Source organism: Pseudomonas hydrolytica (genome assembly GCF_021495345.1).
Taxonomy (GTDB): domain Bacteria; phylum Pseudomonadota; class Gammaproteobacteria; order Pseudomonadales; family Pseudomonadaceae; genus Aquipseudomonas; species Aquipseudomonas hydrolytica.
In genome coordinates this window covers 868,947-885,112 of record NZ_CP099397.1, presented here as the reverse complement: position 1 = coordinate 885,112, position 16,166 = coordinate 868,947, and the positions used below count along the sequence as shown (strand labels likewise).

The 16,166-nt window shown below is 61.3% G+C and carries 16 protein-coding genes, 3 tRNA genes and 1 pseudogene; 12 read left to right on the top strand and 8 right to left on the bottom strand.

What is annotated here, in order from left to right:
- Positions 1-41: 41 nt before the first annotated feature.
- Complete coding sequence (nadC, locus tag L1F06_RS04040; protein WP_129482854.1) at positions 42-890, top strand: carboxylating nicotinate-nucleotide diphosphorylase; 849 nt, start codon at positions 42-44, stop codon at positions 888-890.
- A gap of 1 nt (position 891) precedes the next feature.
- On the opposite strand, the gene L1F06_RS24910 is transcribed toward nadC, so the two are convergent.
- On the bottom strand, positions 892-1,224 hold the full coding sequence (locus L1F06_RS24910) for a prepilin-type N-terminal cleavage/methylation domain-containing protein (RefSeq protein WP_129482853.1): 333 nt from the start codon (positions 1,222-1,224) through the stop codon (positions 892-894).
- A gap of 128 nt (positions 1,225-1,352) precedes the next feature.
- A complete protein-coding gene (locus L1F06_RS24905) occupies positions 1,353-1,694 on the bottom strand; it encodes a prepilin-type N-terminal cleavage/methylation domain-containing protein (RefSeq protein WP_129482852.1) in 342 nt (113 codons plus the stop codon).
- A 228-nt stretch (positions 1,695-1,922) separates the two neighbouring features.
- Here L1F06_RS24905 and pilB point away from each other — a divergent pair, with 228 nt between their 5' ends.
- From pilB to yacG, 5 genes and pseudogenes are all read left to right on the top strand, one after another.
- On the top strand, positions 1,923-3,626 hold the full coding sequence (pilB, locus tag L1F06_RS04025) for a type IV-A pilus assembly ATPase PilB (RefSeq protein ID WP_129482851.1): 1,704 nt from the start codon (positions 1,923-1,925) through the stop codon (positions 3,624-3,626).
- A gap of 4 nt (positions 3,627-3,630) precedes the next feature.
- Positions 3,631-4,856 (top strand): annotated as a pseudogene (locus L1F06_RS04020) (type II secretion system F family protein).
- A 6-nt stretch (positions 4,857-4,862) separates the two neighbouring features.
- Complete coding sequence (locus L1F06_RS04015) at positions 4,863-5,732, top strand: prepilin peptidase (RefSeq protein WP_129482850.1); 870 nt, start codon at positions 4,863-4,865, stop codon at positions 5,730-5,732.
- A 167-nt stretch (positions 5,733-5,899) separates the two neighbouring features.
- Complete coding sequence (gene coaE, locus L1F06_RS04010; RefSeq protein WP_129482849.1) at positions 5,900-6,508, top strand: dephospho-CoA kinase; 609 nt, start codon at positions 5,900-5,902, stop codon at positions 6,506-6,508.
- Positions 6,505-6,699 carry a DNA gyrase inhibitor YacG gene (gene yacG / locus L1F06_RS04005; protein ID WP_003242724.1) on the top strand — a complete coding sequence of 65 codons (195 nt, stop codon included), beginning with the start codon at positions 6,505-6,507 and terminating at the stop codon, positions 6,697-6,699. The genes coaE and yacG overlap by 4 nt, the downstream gene beginning before the upstream one ends.
- 52 nt (positions 6,700-6,751) lie before the next feature.
- Here the strand turns inward: yacG and L1F06_RS04000 are convergent, their stop codons facing one another.
- Positions 6,752-6,967 carry a hypothetical protein gene (locus L1F06_RS04000; protein ID WP_003242722.1) on the bottom strand — a complete coding sequence of 72 codons (216 nt, stop codon included), beginning with the start codon at positions 6,965-6,967 and terminating at the stop codon, positions 6,752-6,754.
- Between the two features lie 106 nt (positions 6,968-7,073).
- Positions 7,074-7,763: an energy-coupling factor ABC transporter permease gene (locus tag L1F06_RS03995; RefSeq protein ID WP_011920933.1), complete on the bottom strand. Its 690-nt coding sequence runs from the start codon at positions 7,761-7,763 to the stop codon at positions 7,074-7,076.
- 126 nt (positions 7,764-7,889) lie between these two features.
- On the opposite strand from L1F06_RS03995, the gene L1F06_RS03990 reads away from it, so the two are divergent.
- The 4 genes from L1F06_RS03990 to L1F06_RS03975 all read left to right on the top strand — a co-directional run bounded on the left by L1F06_RS03990 (position 7,890) and on the right by L1F06_RS03975 (position 10,627).
- A complete protein-coding gene (locus L1F06_RS03990) occupies positions 7,890-8,519 on the top strand; it encodes a DUF1780 domain-containing protein (protein ID WP_003242718.1) in 630 nt (209 codons plus the stop codon).
- Positions 8,516-9,064: an MOSC domain-containing protein gene (locus tag L1F06_RS03985; protein WP_011920932.1), complete on the top strand. Its 549-nt coding sequence runs from the start codon at positions 8,516-8,518 to the stop codon at positions 9,062-9,064. The genes L1F06_RS03990 and L1F06_RS03985 overlap by 4 nt, the downstream gene beginning before the upstream one ends.
- A 24-nt stretch (positions 9,065-9,088) precedes the next feature.
- On the top strand, positions 9,089-9,262 hold the full coding sequence (locus L1F06_RS03980) for a DUF3094 domain-containing protein (RefSeq protein ID WP_003242714.1): 174 nt from the start codon (positions 9,089-9,091) through the stop codon (positions 9,260-9,262).
- Between the two features lie 63 nt (positions 9,263-9,325).
- Complete coding sequence (locus L1F06_RS03975) at positions 9,326-10,627, top strand: NAD(P)/FAD-dependent oxidoreductase (protein ID WP_129482848.1); 1,302 nt, start codon at positions 9,326-9,328, stop codon at positions 10,625-10,627.
- A gap of 413 nt (positions 10,628-11,040) precedes the next feature.
- On the opposite strand, the gene L1F06_RS03970 is transcribed toward L1F06_RS03975, so the two are convergent.
- From L1F06_RS03970 to L1F06_RS03960, 3 genes are all read right to left on the bottom strand, one after another.
- Positions 11,041-11,116 (bottom strand) — tRNA-Lys (locus L1F06_RS03970).
- Between the two features lie 6 nt (positions 11,117-11,122).
- Positions 11,123-11,199, bottom strand: a tRNA-Pro gene (locus L1F06_RS03965).
- Between the two features lie 9 nt (positions 11,200-11,208).
- Positions 11,209-11,284, bottom strand: a tRNA-Asn gene (locus L1F06_RS03960).
- Between the two features lie 206 nt (positions 11,285-11,490).
- Between L1F06_RS03960 and L1F06_RS03955 the strand changes: the two genes are divergently transcribed.
- On the top strand, positions 11,491-13,836 hold the full coding sequence (locus tag L1F06_RS03955; RefSeq protein WP_129482847.1) for a DUF1631 domain-containing protein: 2,346 nt from the start codon (positions 11,491-11,493) through the stop codon (positions 13,834-13,836).
- Between the two features lie 9 nt (positions 13,837-13,845).
- Complete coding sequence (locus L1F06_RS03950; RefSeq protein ID WP_003242710.1) at positions 13,846-14,178, top strand: PilZ domain-containing protein; 333 nt, start codon at positions 13,846-13,848, stop codon at positions 14,176-14,178.
- A gap of 96 nt (positions 14,179-14,274) precedes the next feature.
- On the opposite strand, the gene ettA is transcribed toward L1F06_RS03950, so the two are convergent.
- Positions 14,275-15,942 carry an energy-dependent translational throttle protein EttA gene (gene ettA, locus L1F06_RS03945; protein ID WP_129482846.1) on the bottom strand — a complete coding sequence of 556 codons (1,668 nt, stop codon included), beginning with the start codon at positions 15,940-15,942 and terminating at the stop codon, positions 14,275-14,277.
- Positions 15,943-16,166: the final 224 nt, after the last annotated feature.

Genomic DNA, 16,166 nt, shown 5'->3' with positions numbered 1-16,166 from the left:
CCTGCCTCTATAATCGCGGCTCGCCTACACCGGAGCCGATCATGCCCAACCTGACCCTCGCCGACCTCAGCAGCGAAATCGAAGCCAACGTCCGTCGCGCCCTGGCCGAAGACATTGGTAGCGGCGACATTACCGCCCAGCTGATTCCGGCCGAGCGCCTCGCCAGCGCCCGGGTGATCACGCGCGAGGCGGCTGTAGTGTGCGGCACAGCCTGGGTGGACGCGGTGTTCCGCCAGCTCGACCCACGCGTGGCGGTGCATTGGCAGGTCCAGGACGGCGACAAGGTCAGCGCCGACCAGACCCTGTTCCGCCTCGAAGGCCCGGCGCGCGCCCTGCTCAGCGGCGAGCGCAGCGCCTTGAATTTTCTGCAAACGCTCTCGGCAGTAGCGACCCGCTGCCGCCATTATGCCGACCTGGTCGAGGGCACCCAGGTAAAACTGCTGGATACCCGCAAGACCCTTCCGGGCCTGCGGCTGGCGCAGAAATATGCCGTCACCTGTGGCGGCTGCCATAACCACCGCATCGGGCTGTACGACGCCTTCCTTATCAAGGAAAACCACATCGCTGCCTGCGGCGGCATCGCCCAGGCAATCAACACCGCCCACCAGATCGCCCCCGGCAAGCCGGTGGAAGTGGAGGTGGAAAGCCTAGAAGAACTGCGCGAAGCGCTGGAAGCGGGGGCAGATATCGTCATGCTCGACGAACTGTCACTGGAAGATATGCGCGAAGCGGTCAGACTCACCGCCGGCCGCGCAAAGCTGGAAGCCTCGGGCGGGATCAACGACAGCACATTGCGCGTGATCGCAGAAACGGGCGTGGACTACATCTCGCTAGGCACGCTGACCAAGGATGTGAAGGCGGTGGATTTGTCGATGCGGCTTACACTCTGAATCAATTGAGCATTATTGACTGAAGAGCCACGCCAGGTTGTCTAGGCGTCCCAACCAGCGGCACTCCCAATGCAGCTCCAGCACCACCGCCACTAAAAGTACTGCAAGCACCATTAATTGGCTGAGCTGGCAAATCCGAAAGCACGCCCCCTTCATGCAGCCAAACTGTTAGCACAGAGGCATAAGCTCTAGTTTCACTCAAACATGCCCGCTCAGCACTTCGAATGGTATAGGCCTGATAAGTAGGTAATGCGATTGCCGCCAATATGCCGATAATAGCGACTACTATCATTAGCTCTATCAATGTGAATGCTTTTTGAAATTGGCCGCGCATTTAAACCCCACAACTAAACAACAACGTGATGTCAAAGCCGTCCATTACCAGAAGCGCCCCGAGAGCGGGGCGCTTCTGCATCACCTAGACGCAGCTTACGCGAACGCCTGTGACTTGAGCATTAAGAATTATTGCAGCGGGACAGATTGGGTCGCGACGCCGGGTGCGCGGGGAGTACCCACTACCGGAGTACCAAATGCAGCGGCGTTACCGCCGCCGGTAAAGCCAGTGCAAGCACCGTTAGCCGGAGCAGCCGGAGCTACGTTATTCGGAGCGGCTTGGTTGGTCCCCCCCTCATGCAGCCACACCATCAGAACATTCGCATATGCTTTGGTCTCAGCCAAGCAAGCACGCTCTGCGCTGCGTACGGTGTAATTCTGGTATTGAGGAATCGCAATAGCAGCCAGGATGCCGATGATCGCGACAACGATCATCAGTTCGATCAGGGTGAAACCCTTTTGAGCTTTCATGAAAAATCTCCTAAGTTGGTATCAGGCTCTATGACCTACCACATGCGCATGCACGCACCATGCCAACAACCACAACACGATAGATAGAGCTCTTGGAAAGCGGAGACTCCACCCGACCTCCATCTAAAGGCATTAGTTGACCTTTTTTGTCACCATGCCAATCTAAATTTGGAAGTTGCTGACTGCTAGGCTATAAGGCTCGGATTCGCATCACGCAGGCCCCTTCCGATGAACGAAGCGATTTCCCTTTCTGGACTAGCAAAGCAGCTGGTTACCGCTCAATTGCTAGATGAGAAAAGCGCCCTACAGGCCCAAGCACAGGCCAAGCGCAATCAGGTGCCACTGGTAACCTACCTAGTACAAAGCAAGCTAGCTAAAGGCCGCGACCTGGCAGAGCTAGCATCTGAGCAGTTTGGCGTGGCGTTTGTTGATCTCACCGCCGTCGACAAAGAAGGTCAACCTAAAGAGTTAATAAGTGAGAAATTGATTCGCCAGCACCGTGCGATACCACTATGGCGGCGCGGCAACAAGCTCTTTATCGGCGTTTCCGATCCTACCAACCATCAGGCAGTTACCGATATTCAGTTCAGCACTGGCCTGAATACTGAAGCCGTGCTGGTTGAGGATGACAAGCTGGGCGATGCCATCGAAAGGTTCTTCGAAAGCGCCAACAGCGGCATGGAGGACTTGGGCGATGTAGATCTGGACGGCCTGGATGTGGAGGCGGTCGACGACGACAAGAACGACACATCCACTGGAGGCGATGCTGATGATGCCCCGGTGGTGCGCTTCGTCAACAAGATGCTGCTTGACGCCATCCGCATGGGCTCCTCCGATCTGCACTTCGAGCCATACGAAAAGGCCTACCGGGTGCGCTTCCGTACCGACGGCATTCTGCATGAGGTTGCTCGCCCTCCCATCCAGCTATCGCCACGGATTGCCGCACGCCTCAAGGTAATGGCCGCTCTGGATATCTCCGAACGGCGAAAGCCTCAAGACGGCCGAATCAAGATGAAGATATCCAAAAGCAAGGCCATCGACTTTCGTGTCAACACCCTGCCCACCCTGTGGGGCGAAAAGATCGTGATGCGGATTCTCGATCCCACCAGTGCGCAGATGGGTATCGACGCACTGGGATATGAGGAAAGCCAGAAAGAGCTGTATATGAATGCGCTCAAGCAGCCACAGGGCATGATCCTGGTAACCGGCCCCACAGGGTCGGGCAAAACGGTTTCGCTCTATACCGGCCTGAATATCCTCAATACCCCAGACGTGAATATCTCCACCGCCGAAGACCCGGTGGAGATCAACTTGGAAGGCATCAATCAGGTCAACGTCAACCCAAAGCAGGGCATGGATTTCACGGCAGCGCTACGCGCCTTCCTACGCCAGGACCCGGACATCATCATGGTGGGAGAGATCCGCGACCTGGACACTGCTTCCATCGCAGTGAAAGCGGCGCAGACCGGCCATATGGTGATGTCCACCCTGCATACCAACAGCGCCGCGGAAACCCTGACCCGCCTGCGCAATATGGGCGTGCCCTCGTTCAATATCGCCACCTCGGTCAACCTGATCATCGCTCAGCGCCTGGCGCGCAAGCTGTGTAATAGCTGCAAGAAAGAAGTGGATGTGCCCCGTGAAACCCTTCTGGCAGAGGGCTTCCCCGAAGGAAAGATCGGCACCTTCAAGCTCTACGGGCCGGCCGGCTGCGAAAACTGCAAGAATGGCTACAAGGGTCGTGTCGGTATTTATGAAGTGGTTAAAAACACGCCCAACCTGCAACGGATTATCATGGAGGAAGGCAACTCCATCGATATTGCAGCGCAAATGCGCAAAGATGGCTTTAATGATTTGCGTGCCTCCGGCCTGCTCAAAGCCATGCAAGGCGTGACCAGCCTGGAGGAAATCAACCGCGTGACCAAGGATTAGCCCCATGGCGACGACAAAAGCTTTAAAAACCAGCACCTTCGTCTGGGAAGGCACCGACAAGCGCGGCGGCAAGGTGAAGGGAACGCTTAGTGGACAGAACATTGCATTGATCAAGGCTCAGCTGCGCAAGCAAGGCATCAATCCGACGAAAGTCCGCCCCGAATCCAGCTTCTCACTGGGCAAAGGTAAGAAGATCAAACCACTTGATATCGCCCTTTTTACCAGACAGATGGCGACGATGATGAAAGCTGGCGTTCCACTGCTGCAAAGCTTTGATATCATCGCCGAGGGCTTTGAAAATCCCAATATGCGCAAGCTGGTAGACGATCTTAAGCAGGAAGTCTCTGCAGGCAATAGCTTTGCGTCAGCACTACGCAAGCAGCCACAATACTTTGACGATCTGTATTGTAATTTGGTCGAATCAGGAGAACAGTCCGGCGCATTGGAAAACTTACTAGATCGAGTTGCGACTTATAAAGAAAAAACTGAAGCTCTCAAGGCAAAAATCAAGAAAGCAATGACCTATCCGATAGCGGTAATTGTAGTAGCCATCGTGGTCAGTGTAATTTTGCTCGTAAAGGTAGTCCCCGCCTTTGAATCCGTCTTTCAAGGGTTCGGCGCTGAACTACCAGCCTTCACCCTGATGGTACTAGGTCTATCAGAAGCCCTCCAAAACTGGTGGCTTCTAATGGTCTTCATTGTTTTTTCCTTTTCCTTTTTAATCAAAGAGCTAAACCAGCGCTCAGAGAGATTTCGCGACACAAAAGACAGAGCCCTACTAAAACTTCCTATAATTGGAGATATTCTTTACAAGTCCGCAGTAGCCCGCTACGCACGAACCCTATCCACGACTTTCGCAGCAGGTGTTCCCTTAGTGGATGCGCTAGACTCTGTTTCCGGAGCCACCGGAAATGTAGTTTTTCGAAACGCCGTACACAAAATAAAAACCGATGTCTCTAGCGGCACTCAACTAAATTTTTCAATGAGAACCACAAATGTATTCCCTCAATGGCAGTACAAATGACGGCCATTGGAGAAGAGTCTGGCGCACTGGATGACATGCTCGACAAAGTTGCAAGTTTCTACGAAGCAGAAGTTGATAACATGGTAGACAATCTAACAGCTTTAATGGAACCGATGATCATGGCGGTGTTGGGCGTATTAGTTGGCGGCCTCATCATTGCCATGTATCTACCGATCTTCCAGCTTGGCAATGTGGTCGGCGGCTAAATACGTATGTCCGTTTTTAATGTCATGGCCAGCAACCCGCTGGCCTTTGTTTTATGCGCCCTGCTGCTGGGCCTGCTGGTCGGCAGCTTCCTTAATGTTGTGATCTATCGATTGCCCCTGATGTTGCAACGTGACTGGCAGAGCCAGGCGCGAGAGGTACTGGAGTTACCGGCGGCGCCCCCTGCACAGACTTTCAATCTGATCCTCCCCAACTCATCCTGCCCACAATGCGGTCATGAGATTCGCCCTTGGGAGAACATCCCGGTCATCAGCTACCTCTTCCTGCGCGGTAAGTGCTCGAACTGCAAGACCCCGATCAGCAAGCGTTACCCCATCGTCGAGCTGGTCTGCGGACTGCTTTCCGGCTACATCGCCTGGCATTTCGGTTTTACCTGGCAGGCCGGGGCCATGCTGGTGCTGGCCTGGGGGCTGCTGGCGATGAGTCTGATAGATGCCGATCATCAGATTCTGCCGGACGTACTGGTGCTGCCGCTGTTATGGCTGGGCTTGATCGTCAATTACTTCGGACTGTTCACCAGCCTGGAGGACGCGCTGTGGGGGGCGATTGCGGGCTATCTGAGCCTATGGTCGGTGTATTGGCTGTTCAAGCTGATCACCGGCAAGGAAGGCATGGGTTACGGTGATTTCAAGCTGCTGGCCATGCTCGGCGCCTGGGGCGGCTGGCAGATCCTGCCTTTGACCATCCTGCTGTCCTCGCTGGTCGGGGCGGTGCTTGGGGTGATTCTGCTGCGCCTGCGTGGTAGCGACTCCAGTACGCCGATCCCCTTCGGACCTTATCTGGCCATTGCCGGCTGGATCGCCCTGCTCTGGGGTGACGTGATTACCGGTAGCTATCTGAAGTTTGCCGGGTTCTGAAATACCGGTCCCGGATTGCACCGGGGCCGGCCGCAGGCAGTACGCCTGCGCAGAAACTGCAACTCCCCCACCGAGGCGGTACGCATGGCGCAGCCTACGGCCTCGCATCACTGGCGAATCCCCCCTACAATCGCGGCCTTGAGCAGCAACGAGACCGCAACGGCGTGATGAAACCCTGGATACTCGGCCTGACCGGCGGCATCGGCAGCGGCAAGAGCGCGGTGGCGCAAGGCTTTATCGATCGTGGTGTACACGTGGTGGACGCCGATCACGCTGCCCGTTGGGTGGTGGAACCGGGCCGGCCGGCGCTGGCGAAGATCGTCGAACACTTCGGCACCGGCGTCCTGCAGACGGACGGCCAGCTCGACCGCGGCGCCCTGCGCAAGCTGGTGTTTGCCGACGCCGAACAGCGCCGCTGGCTGGAGAGCCTGCTGCATCCGCTGATCGGGCAGGAGATCGCCCAGGTGCTGGCACGCGCAGAATCGCCTTATGCGATCCTGGTGTCGCCCTTGCTGATCGAGTCCGGTCAGCGCCATCTGACCCAGCGCGTACTGGTAGTGGATACGCCTGTAGAGCTGCAGGTGCAGCGCACCGTTGCCCGCGACCAGAGCACTGAAGAGCAGGTTCGCGCCATTCTCCAGGCCCAGGCCAGCCGCGAAGAGCGGCTGCGCCATGCCCATGACGTGCTGGTCAATGATCGCGATATGGCCTGGCTGGATGCCGAGGTCGGTCGCCTGCACTCCTTCTATCTCACTCTACGCGGAGGCCAGCCATGACCACCACCGTTCAATGCCCCACCTGTGGCGCGCCAGTGGAGTGGAAAGTCGAAAACACCTACCGTCCCTTCTGCTGCGAGCGCTGCAAACTGATCGACCTGGGTGCCTGGGCCGCCGAGGAGCATGCGATTCCCGGCAATGATCTGGAAGACGACCTGTTTAGCGGCGATCTGCCAACGCGGCCGCATTGACTACCAATCGGAGCCGATACGGAAGCGGTGCGCACAGCGCACCCGACGGTTCTCAGGGGCGCATAAAGGCGTAGTCGCGCTCGTCATCGAGGTTGTCGGCGAGAAACTGCAGCTCGTGGGCCAGTTCCTCGGGATCGCGCAGCGCCTTGTTCATCTGCACGACTTCGGCCAGCAACGCGCGCAACGCCGGCACCGGATCGAAACCCTGGTCTTCGGCATCCTGCAAATCGACTTTCAGAACCGCTCTGGCCCAGCTGTGAATGCTCATGTTCGCGTCCTCGGAGGCGTTTTGCACAGCATGGCGGAGGACTCGCTCCAGGCATTGACCAGGATCAAGCTGCCTGCGCCCATTCAAAAGGCCGATAGCGCGCCATTCACTCGCCGCGATCCTCTTCCTTCCAGGGGGCCTGCAGGTAGCGGGTGCGGTTGAAGGTTTCCAGCCAGTCCGGATAGAACACCACCAAGGCGGTGACCACGGTGCCGTTGATAAAGGCCTCGGGGAACGCTACCAGCCACAGGTAGCCGGCAAAGTCGTCGAGCCAGGGTGGCATGGGAAACAAGCCATCCATCCATAGCAGCCCAAGGCCGCCAAGCAGGGTCAGGAGCGTGGCCAGCGCCGCCGGGAAGAAGCCGCAGAAAAAGATGTAGACGAACAGGTTGCGCGGCTGCGCACGCTCGACCCGCAGTGCACAGAGTTCGGTGACCAGCACCGGGATCAATACCAGCAGCACGCCGTTGACGCCGAGCGCGGCCAGATCCAGACGCCCGATGGCCAGCAGCCCCACCTGAGCCGCCAGCCCCGCCAGCACGGCCAAAGGCCAATCCAGCAGCAGCGTCACCGCGGTCATGCCGATGAAGTGATAGGACAGGCCCGAATCGAAGTCGCGGCGCACCAGCCACAACAGGAACAGGGCGAGCATGGTGCCGAACAGTAGGTGCTGACGCCGCAGATCGCTGAACAGCTCCAGCCAGGGCGCGCGCGTTACCGCCCAGAGCAGCGCCATCCCATAGATCAGCCAGCCAGCCAGCAGAGTGCTGAACGCCAGCAGCTCAGACGCGATCATGCCTATCCACCTTGTCGTTGCTCCGTCATCTGCGCAGTCACGCCAGGCAGTCTACACCGGCCCTCGGCACCGGATCAGCAGCACGATGTCTGGCATCCCGGGCCGCGCTGCGGCTAAGCTTTCGGCATGGACGATTCCGACTACCTGCGCCTGCTCACGCACCAGGCTGAACAAGCCAACGCCTTTCTCTCCAACGCCAAGAAGTGGGAGCGTGAGCGCTGGGTCTGTCAGCGTCTGCTGCAGGCGCTGAACGTGCGTCATCAGACCGAGGACTTCACGCCCGGCGCCCAGGAGCCACCGGACGTGCTCTTTCGCGACGCCAACTTCGAGGTGTTCTTCGTGCTGGACGAAGGCCGCAGGCTCAACGACGAGTGGCGCGCCGAACTCGAGCGTCGGCGCAGCGCCTTTTCGCTCAGCCAGCTGGTGCGGCGCGAGGCGCGCCCCAAACGCATTCCCGCCAGCGAGCTGCAGGCCCGCCTGGCCCCTACCCTGCGCAAGAAGGCGCATAACTACCGCGAGCGCGGTCTGGACTTGAGCGAGCTGGACCTGATCGCCTTCGTCAGCCTCAAGCGTGCAGTGCTGGACTGCAACAGCCACTTTCCGCCGCCCACTGAATACCTGCGCCAGGGCTGGCGTTCGCTGTCGCTGGTCGGCCCACGCTTCGCCCGCGTGCTGTTCGCCCATCCGGATGCTCCGGACTTCCTGCGCCAGAATCTGGGCCGCAGCCTGCTGTTCGATATAGGGATCGGCCTGTGAGCCCGCTGCAGCAGTTACTGGCCGAGGTGCCGCAGATCGGCCAGGTGCGCTGGATAGGAGTAAGGCCCAGGGCGCGCGAAGCGATGCTCGAGGTGGAGGCGGTAGAGGCGCGGCGCGAGGCCGGCCTGACCGGCGATCACAGCCGTCCCGGCCCGCGCAATGCGCGGCAGGTGACGCTGATTCAGTGGGAGCACCTGGCGGTTGTCGCCGCCCTGCTCGGCCGCGATGCGCCTCTGCACCCCGACGAGCTGCGCCGCAACATCGCGGTTGCCGGCATCAACCTGTTCAGCCTCAAGGGTCGGCGCTTTCGCATCGGCCAGGCGCTACTGGAAACCACCGGCTGGTGCCAGCCCTGCGCGCGCCTGGAGGAACGCCTCGGCCCCGGCACCTTCCAGGCCATGCGCGGCCACGGCGGCATCACCGCACGGGTGATCGAGGGCGGCATCATCCGCCTGCACGACGCCGTCCAGGTCAGCCCCCTCGCCCTGCCATCTGACCCGCAGGACAACGAAGCTCGCCAAGGCTGGCGGGCAAGCCTAGAATAGCCGCATTCAAGCAGAGGCCTACCGATGACCAGCCGCCTGAGCCCCGATGACCAGCAGAAAGTCGACCAGTACCTGAGCGCGCCGCAGCATCAGGTGGAGCGCCAGCCCTTTCACGTCTGGCGCCTGCTGGTGGTGGTCGTGGCCGTGACCATTGGCCTGGGCCTGCTGAGCCGCTTTCTGAGTCGACTGGTGCTATGAGCTGCCTCGCGCTCGCCCTCTCGCACTCACACCGACTTTTTCAAAGCCTTGTGAGCGTTATCCATGTCCCATCGCATCGTGATTGTCGGCGGCGGCGCCGGCGGTTTGGAGCTGGCCACCCGTCTGGGTAGAAAACTAGGCAAGAGCGGCGCAGCCCGGATCATCCTGGTCGACGCCAATCTCACCCACATTTGGAAGCCCCTGCTGCACGAAGTGGCCGCCGGCTCGCTGAACTCCTCCGAAGACGAACTCAACTACGTGGCCCAGGCCAAGTGGAACCATTTCGAGTTTCAGCTCGGGCGCATGTCCGGCCTCGACCGCGCAGGCAAGAGCATCACGCTGGCAGCGACGCTGGACGACGACGGCCAGGTACTGATGCCCGAGCGCCGCATCGCCTATGACAGCCTGGTGATCGCAGTAGGCAGCACCACCAATGACTTCGGCACGCCGGGCGCGGCCGAGCACTGCATCTTCCTCGATACCCGGGCACAGGCTGAGCGCTTTCACCGACGCATGCTCAGCCACTATCTGCGCGCCCATGCCAACGAAAGCGAAGCCGGCGGCCAGATCGATATCGCCATCGTCGGCGCGGGCGCCACGGGCGTGGAACTGGCGGCGGAACTGCATCACGCAGCCAAGCAACTGGCCGCATACGGCCTCAATCGCATTCGCCCCGAAGACATGCGCATCACCCTGATCGAGGCGGGCCCCCGCGTATTGCCGGCCCTGCCCGAGCGCATCGCCCGCCCGGTGCACAAGACCTTGGAAAAGCTCGGCGTCACCGTGCTGACCGGCGCCGCCGTCAGCGAAGTGACCGCCGACGGCCTGAAGACCGCCGACGGCAATTTCATCCCGGCCAGCCTCAAGGTCTGGGCTGCCGGCATCCGCGCGCCGGGCTTTCTCAAGGATCTGGATGGCCTGGAAAGCAACCGCATCAACCAGCTACAGGTGCGCCCCACACTGCAAACCACGCTGGACGATGACGTGTTCGCCTTCGGCGATTGCGCTGCCTGCCCGCAACCGGACAGCGACGGCCGCAACGTGCCGCCACGGGCTCAGGCTGCGCACCAGCAGGCTTCGCTGCTGGCCAAGTCGCTGCGGCTGAAGATCAGCGGTCAGGCGCTGCCGGAGTACCGCTACCGCGACTATGGTTCGCTGATCTCGCTGTCGAGCTTCTCCGCGGTGGGCAACCTGATGGGCAACCTCACCGGCAGTGTGATGCTCGAGGGCTGGCTGGCGCGGGTGTTCTACGTCTCGCTCTACCGCATGCACCAGATGGCGCTGTACGGCACCCTGCGCACGCTGTTGCTGATGCTCAGCGACCGCATCGGCCGCAGCACCGAGCCGCGCCTGAAGCTGCATTGATAGCGACCGCCGTGCGGCCTGCTGGTGACCCTCTTCCATTCATGGAATAGGGAGCCGCAGGTGAATCTGCAAATTGCCCCTCTCCCCCAGCCCCTCTCCCGCAAGCGGGAGAGGGGAGACAAGCAGCAAGCACGTAGCCCGGATGAGATCCGCAACGACCATTCAACTTTGAGAATTTCCCCGGATTGCATCCGGGCTACAAAACGCCGACCACCGTTGGTGGACTAAAGCCCACCCTACGAGCTGAAGCGCCCGCACGGAGAATGTTGGAATTACCCTTGTAGACAGCCGACCGCCCGTGATGCGCATGGCGCACCTGCGCGAACCGGCCAGCGCGGCCGCGGCAACGCGAGACGGTCGTATGAGGCGCAAAAACGACAAAGCCCGCACAAGGCGGGCTTTGTCGTTCTATATGGTGGGTCGTGTAGGATTCGAACCTACGACCAATTGGTTAAAAGCCAACTGCTCTACCAACTGAGCTAACGACCCGAAAAATGGTCGGGGTAGGGGGATTCGAACTCCCGACATCTTGCTCCCAAAGCAAGCGCGCTACCGGACTGCGCTATACCCCGTCTGGAAGTTGGCTCCGCGACCTGGACTCGAACCAGGGACCCAATGATTAACAGTCATTTGCTCTACCGACTGAGCTATCGCGGAACTTCGGTCTTCCATCTCTGCCGCGTTTCGGCTTTCGCTTTCCCGCTTCAGAGGCGCGCCATTTTACGTAGCAAAACGCCCCTGTCAACCCCTACAAACTGCTTTTACGACAATGCTTTGCAGGCAGAGCATGGACTACTATATGTTTCATCGAACTGCGGCCCGACGCAGGACGCGCCAGCCGACGACCCCAGCCAGGATAGTCCATGAGCAACCAGGACAAGCCCCCCGTTCATCCCAAGGTGGTCAGCCTCGCCAGCCGCGGCATCCAGCCGCGCTTCAGTGATCTGGTGCAGAGCTGTCGCAAACTGGTGATGAACCGTCTGGCGGAACACCTGAGCGGCGTGTTCGGTCAGGTCGACGACACCCTGTTCGAATGCGCCGAGAAGGCCGAGAACAACAAGGTGCAGACGCTGTTCTTCGACAGCATGCGCGAGATTCGCCGGCAGCGCCCACAGATCGAACGCAGCTACCACCAGACCATCGCCAACAACTTCTCCGACTTCCTCGAAGGCAAGCTGCAGAATCAGACGCAGGCCGAACTGGACCCGGAGCAGCTGGCTCTGGTGCAGAACGAGGATTACGAGGAGACCCTGCAAGTCACCAACATGGTCAGTCGGGTCAAGGCGCGCTGCACCCAGCCGCTGTTCGCCCTGGAGCAGCGCCTGGCGCTGCTCAACAATGGCCAGAAGCTCGGTGAGGACAGCAATCCCTTCGGCCCGCAGGCCATCGCCCAGGCCTTCCGCGATGCACTGGCGCCCTGCCCTTTCCCGCTGCAGATCAAGACCATTCTCTACATGCTCTTCGATCGCCACGTGATGCAGAGCCTCGACTCGCTGTACGGCGCGCTGAACCAGCGTCTGATCGATGCCGGCGTGCTGCCCAATCTCAAGTACAGCGCACAGGTCAATCCGAGCGTCAGTCGCCCGGAAACGCCGAAGACCGAACCGGCGCCGGCAAGAACGGCGCCTCCCGGCAATACCGGACCCCCCGGCAACCCTGGCAGCCCCGGTATCGAGCCAGCCGAGCCGGCACTGCTCGACCTGGACCTCAGCGCACCACCACCCAGCGACCCGGCGGCCCTGTTCAGCGGCCTGTCCAGCCTGCTTGGCGAACATCGCCAGAGCTCGCCGGATGCCCCCTTGCTGGGCGGCACGCGCAGCATCGTCAGCTTTTCGCCGCGCGGAGCCAGCCGCACCTACAGCGCCAGCGAACTGCTCGCCGCGCTCAACCGCATGCAGCAGCAATCCGCCCATGAGCTGGCCCAGCGCCTGCACAAGCCGCAGGCGGTCGAAGGGCTGAAGGCCGATCTGCAGCAGCAGCTGGAATCCCACAGCAGCCTGCCCGGCGACAGCAAGGTGTCCGATCAGGAAGCCGACGTGATCGACCTGGTGGGCATGCTGTTCGACTTCATCCTCGACGACGAGAACCTGCCGGACAGCTGCAAGACCGCCCTCTCCCATCTGCACACGCCCTATCTGAAGATCGCCCTGCAGGACAAGGCGCTGTTCACCCAGCATCACCATCCGGCTCGCCGGCTGCTCAACACCATGGCCCAGGCCGGCGTGCTCTACGGCAACGAAGGCGACGAACGCGGCCTGCTGGCGAAGATGCAGTGGGTGGTGGAGCGGGTCATCCATGGCTTCGTCGGCGACCTGAACCTCTTCGACAGCCTGATCGAGGAGTTCAACGAATACGTCGCCACCCTGCGCCACAAGGTCGAGCTGCGTGAGCGCCGTGCGGTTGAGGCGGCCAAGGGCCGGGATCGTCTGCTCGGCGCTCGCGAACAGGCGCTGGAGGTGATCCAGCAATGCGTCGGGCAGCGCGACCTGCCGGCCATCATTCGCAACTTCCTGGAGCTGACCTGGGCCGACGTGCTGGTCTTCGTGCTGCTGCGCCACGGCGAGCAGAGCGCCGAATGGCTGCGTGCCTGCGAAGTGGCCGAGCAGCTGGCCCGCAGCGGCACGCCGCTGGGCGAGGCCGAGGTGCTGCAGTTGCAGGAACAGCGCGTGCCCATGCTCGCTGATCTGCGCAAGGGTCTGGAGCTGCTCGGCGGCTACCACGAGGACGGCATCCGCCGCCTGCTGCAGGATCTGGTGGCCTGCCAGCACGCAGTGCAGGCCAAGCAGCCGCAGCTGGCTGCCCAGCTCAAGCCCACCCTGCCGGAAAGCCCTCTGGGCGCCATGCTCGGCGAAGACGCCGACCTGGTGCGCCAGGCGCCGACACGCGCCAAGCTGTCGGCACGCGCCCAGGCATTGGCCAGGGAGCTGGCCGATGTCGAGTTCGGCACCTGGTTCGAGTTCGTCAACGACGGGCAGAGCCGCGTGCTCAAGCTTTCCTGGTTCAGCCCCACCACTCACAACTACATGTTCGTCGACCACAGCGGTCAGCGGGTGGCGATCAAGCCCTTGAACGTGCTGGCCAGCGAGATGGAAAAGGGCCTGGCCCGCATCGTTACACCCGAACGCGCGACACCGCTGATGGATCGCGCGCTGACTGCCATTTACCGCGTGCTGCAGCGTTTCACCGGGCGCGCGGCCGAACCCCGCTGAGGAATTACCATGGAAGAGCGTCGCCAACACAGCCGCCATGGCACCGAAATGCAGCTGGAGGTCTTCGACCTGAACAGCGGACAGCGCCTGGGCCGGATCGTCGATCTGTCCGCCGACGGTTTCATGCTGTTCAGCGACACCCCGCATGCAGCCGATGCCGTGCTGCAGTGCCGCCTGGTCTGTACTGCCGGAAAAGAGGAGATACAGGAGGTTCGCCTGGGCGCCGACTGCCTGTGGAGCCGCCCCGGCGCCGACGGCCAGCACTGCTGGGCGGGCTTTCATATCATCGATCTGGCCGAGGACCAGGCCAAGGCGCTGGAAAGCCTGCTGGCCAAACTCTGATCGCTAACAGGCCGAAGGCATCGGTGCGCAGGGCGCACCCTACGCCGCCAACGAAAAACGGAGCCCGCAGGCTCCGTTTTTTCTTCCACTGAACGCTTACTGCGCCAGCTTCTTGTAACGCACGCGGTGCGGCTGCGCGGCGGCATCGCCCAGGCGCTTCTTGCGATCGGCTTCGAACTCGGTGTAGTTGCCTTCGAAGAAGTTGACCTTGCCGTCGTCCTCGTAGGAGAGGATGTGGGTGGCGATACGGTCGAGGAACCAGCGGTCGTGGGAAATCACGATGGCCGCGCCGGGGAAGTCCAGCAGCGCTTCTTCCAGCGCACGCAGGGTTTCCACGTCGAGGTCGTTGGACGGTTCGTCGAGCAGCAGCACGTTGCCGCCCTGCTTGAGGGTCAGCGCCATGTGCAGACGACCGCGCTCACCGCCGGAGAGATCCTTGACGAACTTCTGCTGGTCGGCGCCCTTGAAGTTGAAGCGCCCGACATAACCGCGCGACGGCACCTCGTAGTTGCCCACCTTGATCATGTCGAAGCCGTCGGAGATCTGCTCCCACACGGTCTTGCTGCCGTCGAGCATGTCGCGGCTCTGGTCGACGCTGGCGATCTGCACGGTTTCGCCGATCTCGATGGTGCCGGAGTCCGGCTGCTCCTTGCCGGTGATCATGCGCAGCAGGGTCGACTTACCCGCGCCGTTGCCGCCGATCACGCCGACGATGGCGCCTTTCGGGATGCTGAAGGACAGATCGTCGATCAGCACGCGGTCGCCGAAGGACTTCGACACGTTGTGGAAGTCGATGACCTTGTCGCCCAGGCGCGGACCGGCCGGGATGTAGATCTCGTTGGTCTCGCTGCGCTTCTGGAATTCCTGCGACTGCATTTCCTCGAAACGCTGCAGACGCGCCTTGGACTTGGCCTGACGCGCCTTGGCGCCCTGGCGTACCCATTCCAGCTCGGCCTTCATGGCCTTGGCGTGCGACGCCTCGGCCTTGGCTTCCTGGGCCAGGCGGTTGGCCTTCGATTCCAGCCAGCCGGAGTAGTTGCCCTCGTAGGGGATGCCGTGGCCACGGTCGAGTTCGAGAATCCAGCCGGCGACGTTGTCGAGGAAGTAACGGTCGTGAGTAATCGCTACCACTGTGCCGGGGAAGTCGTGCAGGAAGCGCTCCAGCCAGGCAACCGAGTCGGCGTCCAGGTGGTTGGTCGGTTCGTCCAGCAGCAGCATGTCGGGTGCCGACAGCAGCAGGCGGCACAGCGCCACGCGGCGCTTCTCGCCACCGGACAGGTGTTCGATCTTGGCGTCCCATGGCGGCAGGCGCAGGGCATCGGCGGCGACCTCCAGCTGACGCTCCAGGTTGTGGCCGTCGGACGCCTGCAGGATGGCTTCCAGCTTGGCCTGCTCGGCGGCCAGCGCGTCGAAATCGGCATCCGGCTCGGCGTAGGCGGCATACACTTCATCGAGGCGGGCCTGAGCCTGCTTGATCTCGCCCACGGCCTCTTCGACGATGTCGCGCACCGTCTTGCTCGGGTCGAGCTGCGGCTCCTGCGGCAGGTAGCCGACCTTGATGCCCGGCATCGGCCGGGCTTCGCCGTCGATCTCGGTGTCGACGCCGGCCATGATGCGCAGCAGGGTCGACTTACCGGCACCGTTGAGGCCGAGCACGCCGATCTTGGCGCCTGGGAAGAACGACAGGGAGATGTCCTTGAGAATTTCACGCTTCGGCGGGACGACCTTGCTGACCCGATGCATGCTGTAGACGTACTGAGCCATGGAGAACCTGACTGATGGGGATGGAAACTGAAAGTGGCGCGCCTTGCAGAGCACGTGAAAACGCGGCGCAGCGTGGGCCATGCATGACGCTACCAGCGAAGTGCGCAGTCTACCGCGTGCAGATCAGCAACTTGCGCCGGTTTTCGCTGCCGCATGGCCGCATGCAGCGGTTTTTCACCCAGCCTGCCCGGAGGCGATGTGCAGAGACCTTAGCCCCTGCCGCA

What these genes read in the sequence shown, in the direction of transcription:
- L1F06_RS03975 (WP_129482848.1), top strand. Translation starts at nt 9,326, where the DNA reads ATGTCCCATCGCATCGTGATTGTCGGCGGCGGCGCCGGCGGTTTGGAG.
- L1F06_RS03990 (WP_003242718.1), top strand. Translation starts at nt 7,890, where the DNA reads ATGGACGATTCCGACTACCTGCGCCTGCTCACGCACCAGGCTGAACAA.
- L1F06_RS03955 (WP_129482847.1), top strand. Translation starts at nt 11,491, where the DNA reads ATGAGCAACCAGGACAAGCCCCCCGTTCATCCCAAGGTGGTCAGCCTC.
- L1F06_RS04000 (WP_003242722.1), bottom strand. Translation starts at nt 6,967, where the DNA reads ATGAGCATTCACAGCTGGGCCAGAGCGGTTCTGAAAGTCGATTTGCAG.
- L1F06_RS03950 (WP_003242710.1), top strand. Translation starts at nt 13,846, where the DNA reads ATGGAAGAGCGTCGCCAACACAGCCGCCATGGCACCGAAATGCAGCTG.
- L1F06_RS03995 (WP_011920933.1), bottom strand. Translation starts at nt 7,763, where the DNA reads ATGATCGCGTCTGAGCTGCTGGCGTTCAGCACTCTGCTGGCTGGCTGG.
- L1F06_RS03980 (WP_003242714.1), top strand. Translation starts at nt 9,089, where the DNA reads ATGACCAGCCGCCTGAGCCCCGATGACCAGCAGAAAGTCGACCAGTAC.
- yacG (WP_003242724.1), top strand. Translation starts at nt 6,505, where the DNA reads ATGACCACCACCGTTCAATGCCCCACCTGTGGCGCGCCAGTGGAGTGG.
- L1F06_RS24910 (WP_129482853.1), bottom strand. Translation starts at nt 1,224, where the DNA reads ATGCGCGGCCAATTTCAAAAAGCATTCACATTGATAGAGCTAATGATA.
- nadC (WP_129482854.1), top strand. Translation starts at nt 42, where the DNA reads ATGCCCAACCTGACCCTCGCCGACCTCAGCAGCGAAATCGAAGCCAAC.
- pilB (WP_129482851.1), top strand. Translation starts at nt 1,923, where the DNA reads ATGAACGAAGCGATTTCCCTTTCTGGACTAGCAAAGCAGCTGGTTACC.
- coaE (WP_129482849.1), top strand. Translation starts at nt 5,900, where the DNA reads ATGAAACCCTGGATACTCGGCCTGACCGGCGGCATCGGCAGCGGCAAG.
- L1F06_RS04015 (WP_129482850.1), top strand. Translation starts at nt 4,863, where the DNA reads ATGTCCGTTTTTAATGTCATGGCCAGCAACCCGCTGGCCTTTGTTTTA.
- L1F06_RS24905 (WP_129482852.1), bottom strand. Translation starts at nt 1,694, where the DNA reads ATGAAAGCTCAAAAGGGTTTCACCCTGATCGAACTGATGATCGTTGTC.
- ettA (WP_129482846.1), bottom strand. Translation starts at nt 15,942, where the DNA reads ATGGCTCAGTACGTCTACAGCATGCATCGGGTCAGCAAGGTCGTCCCG.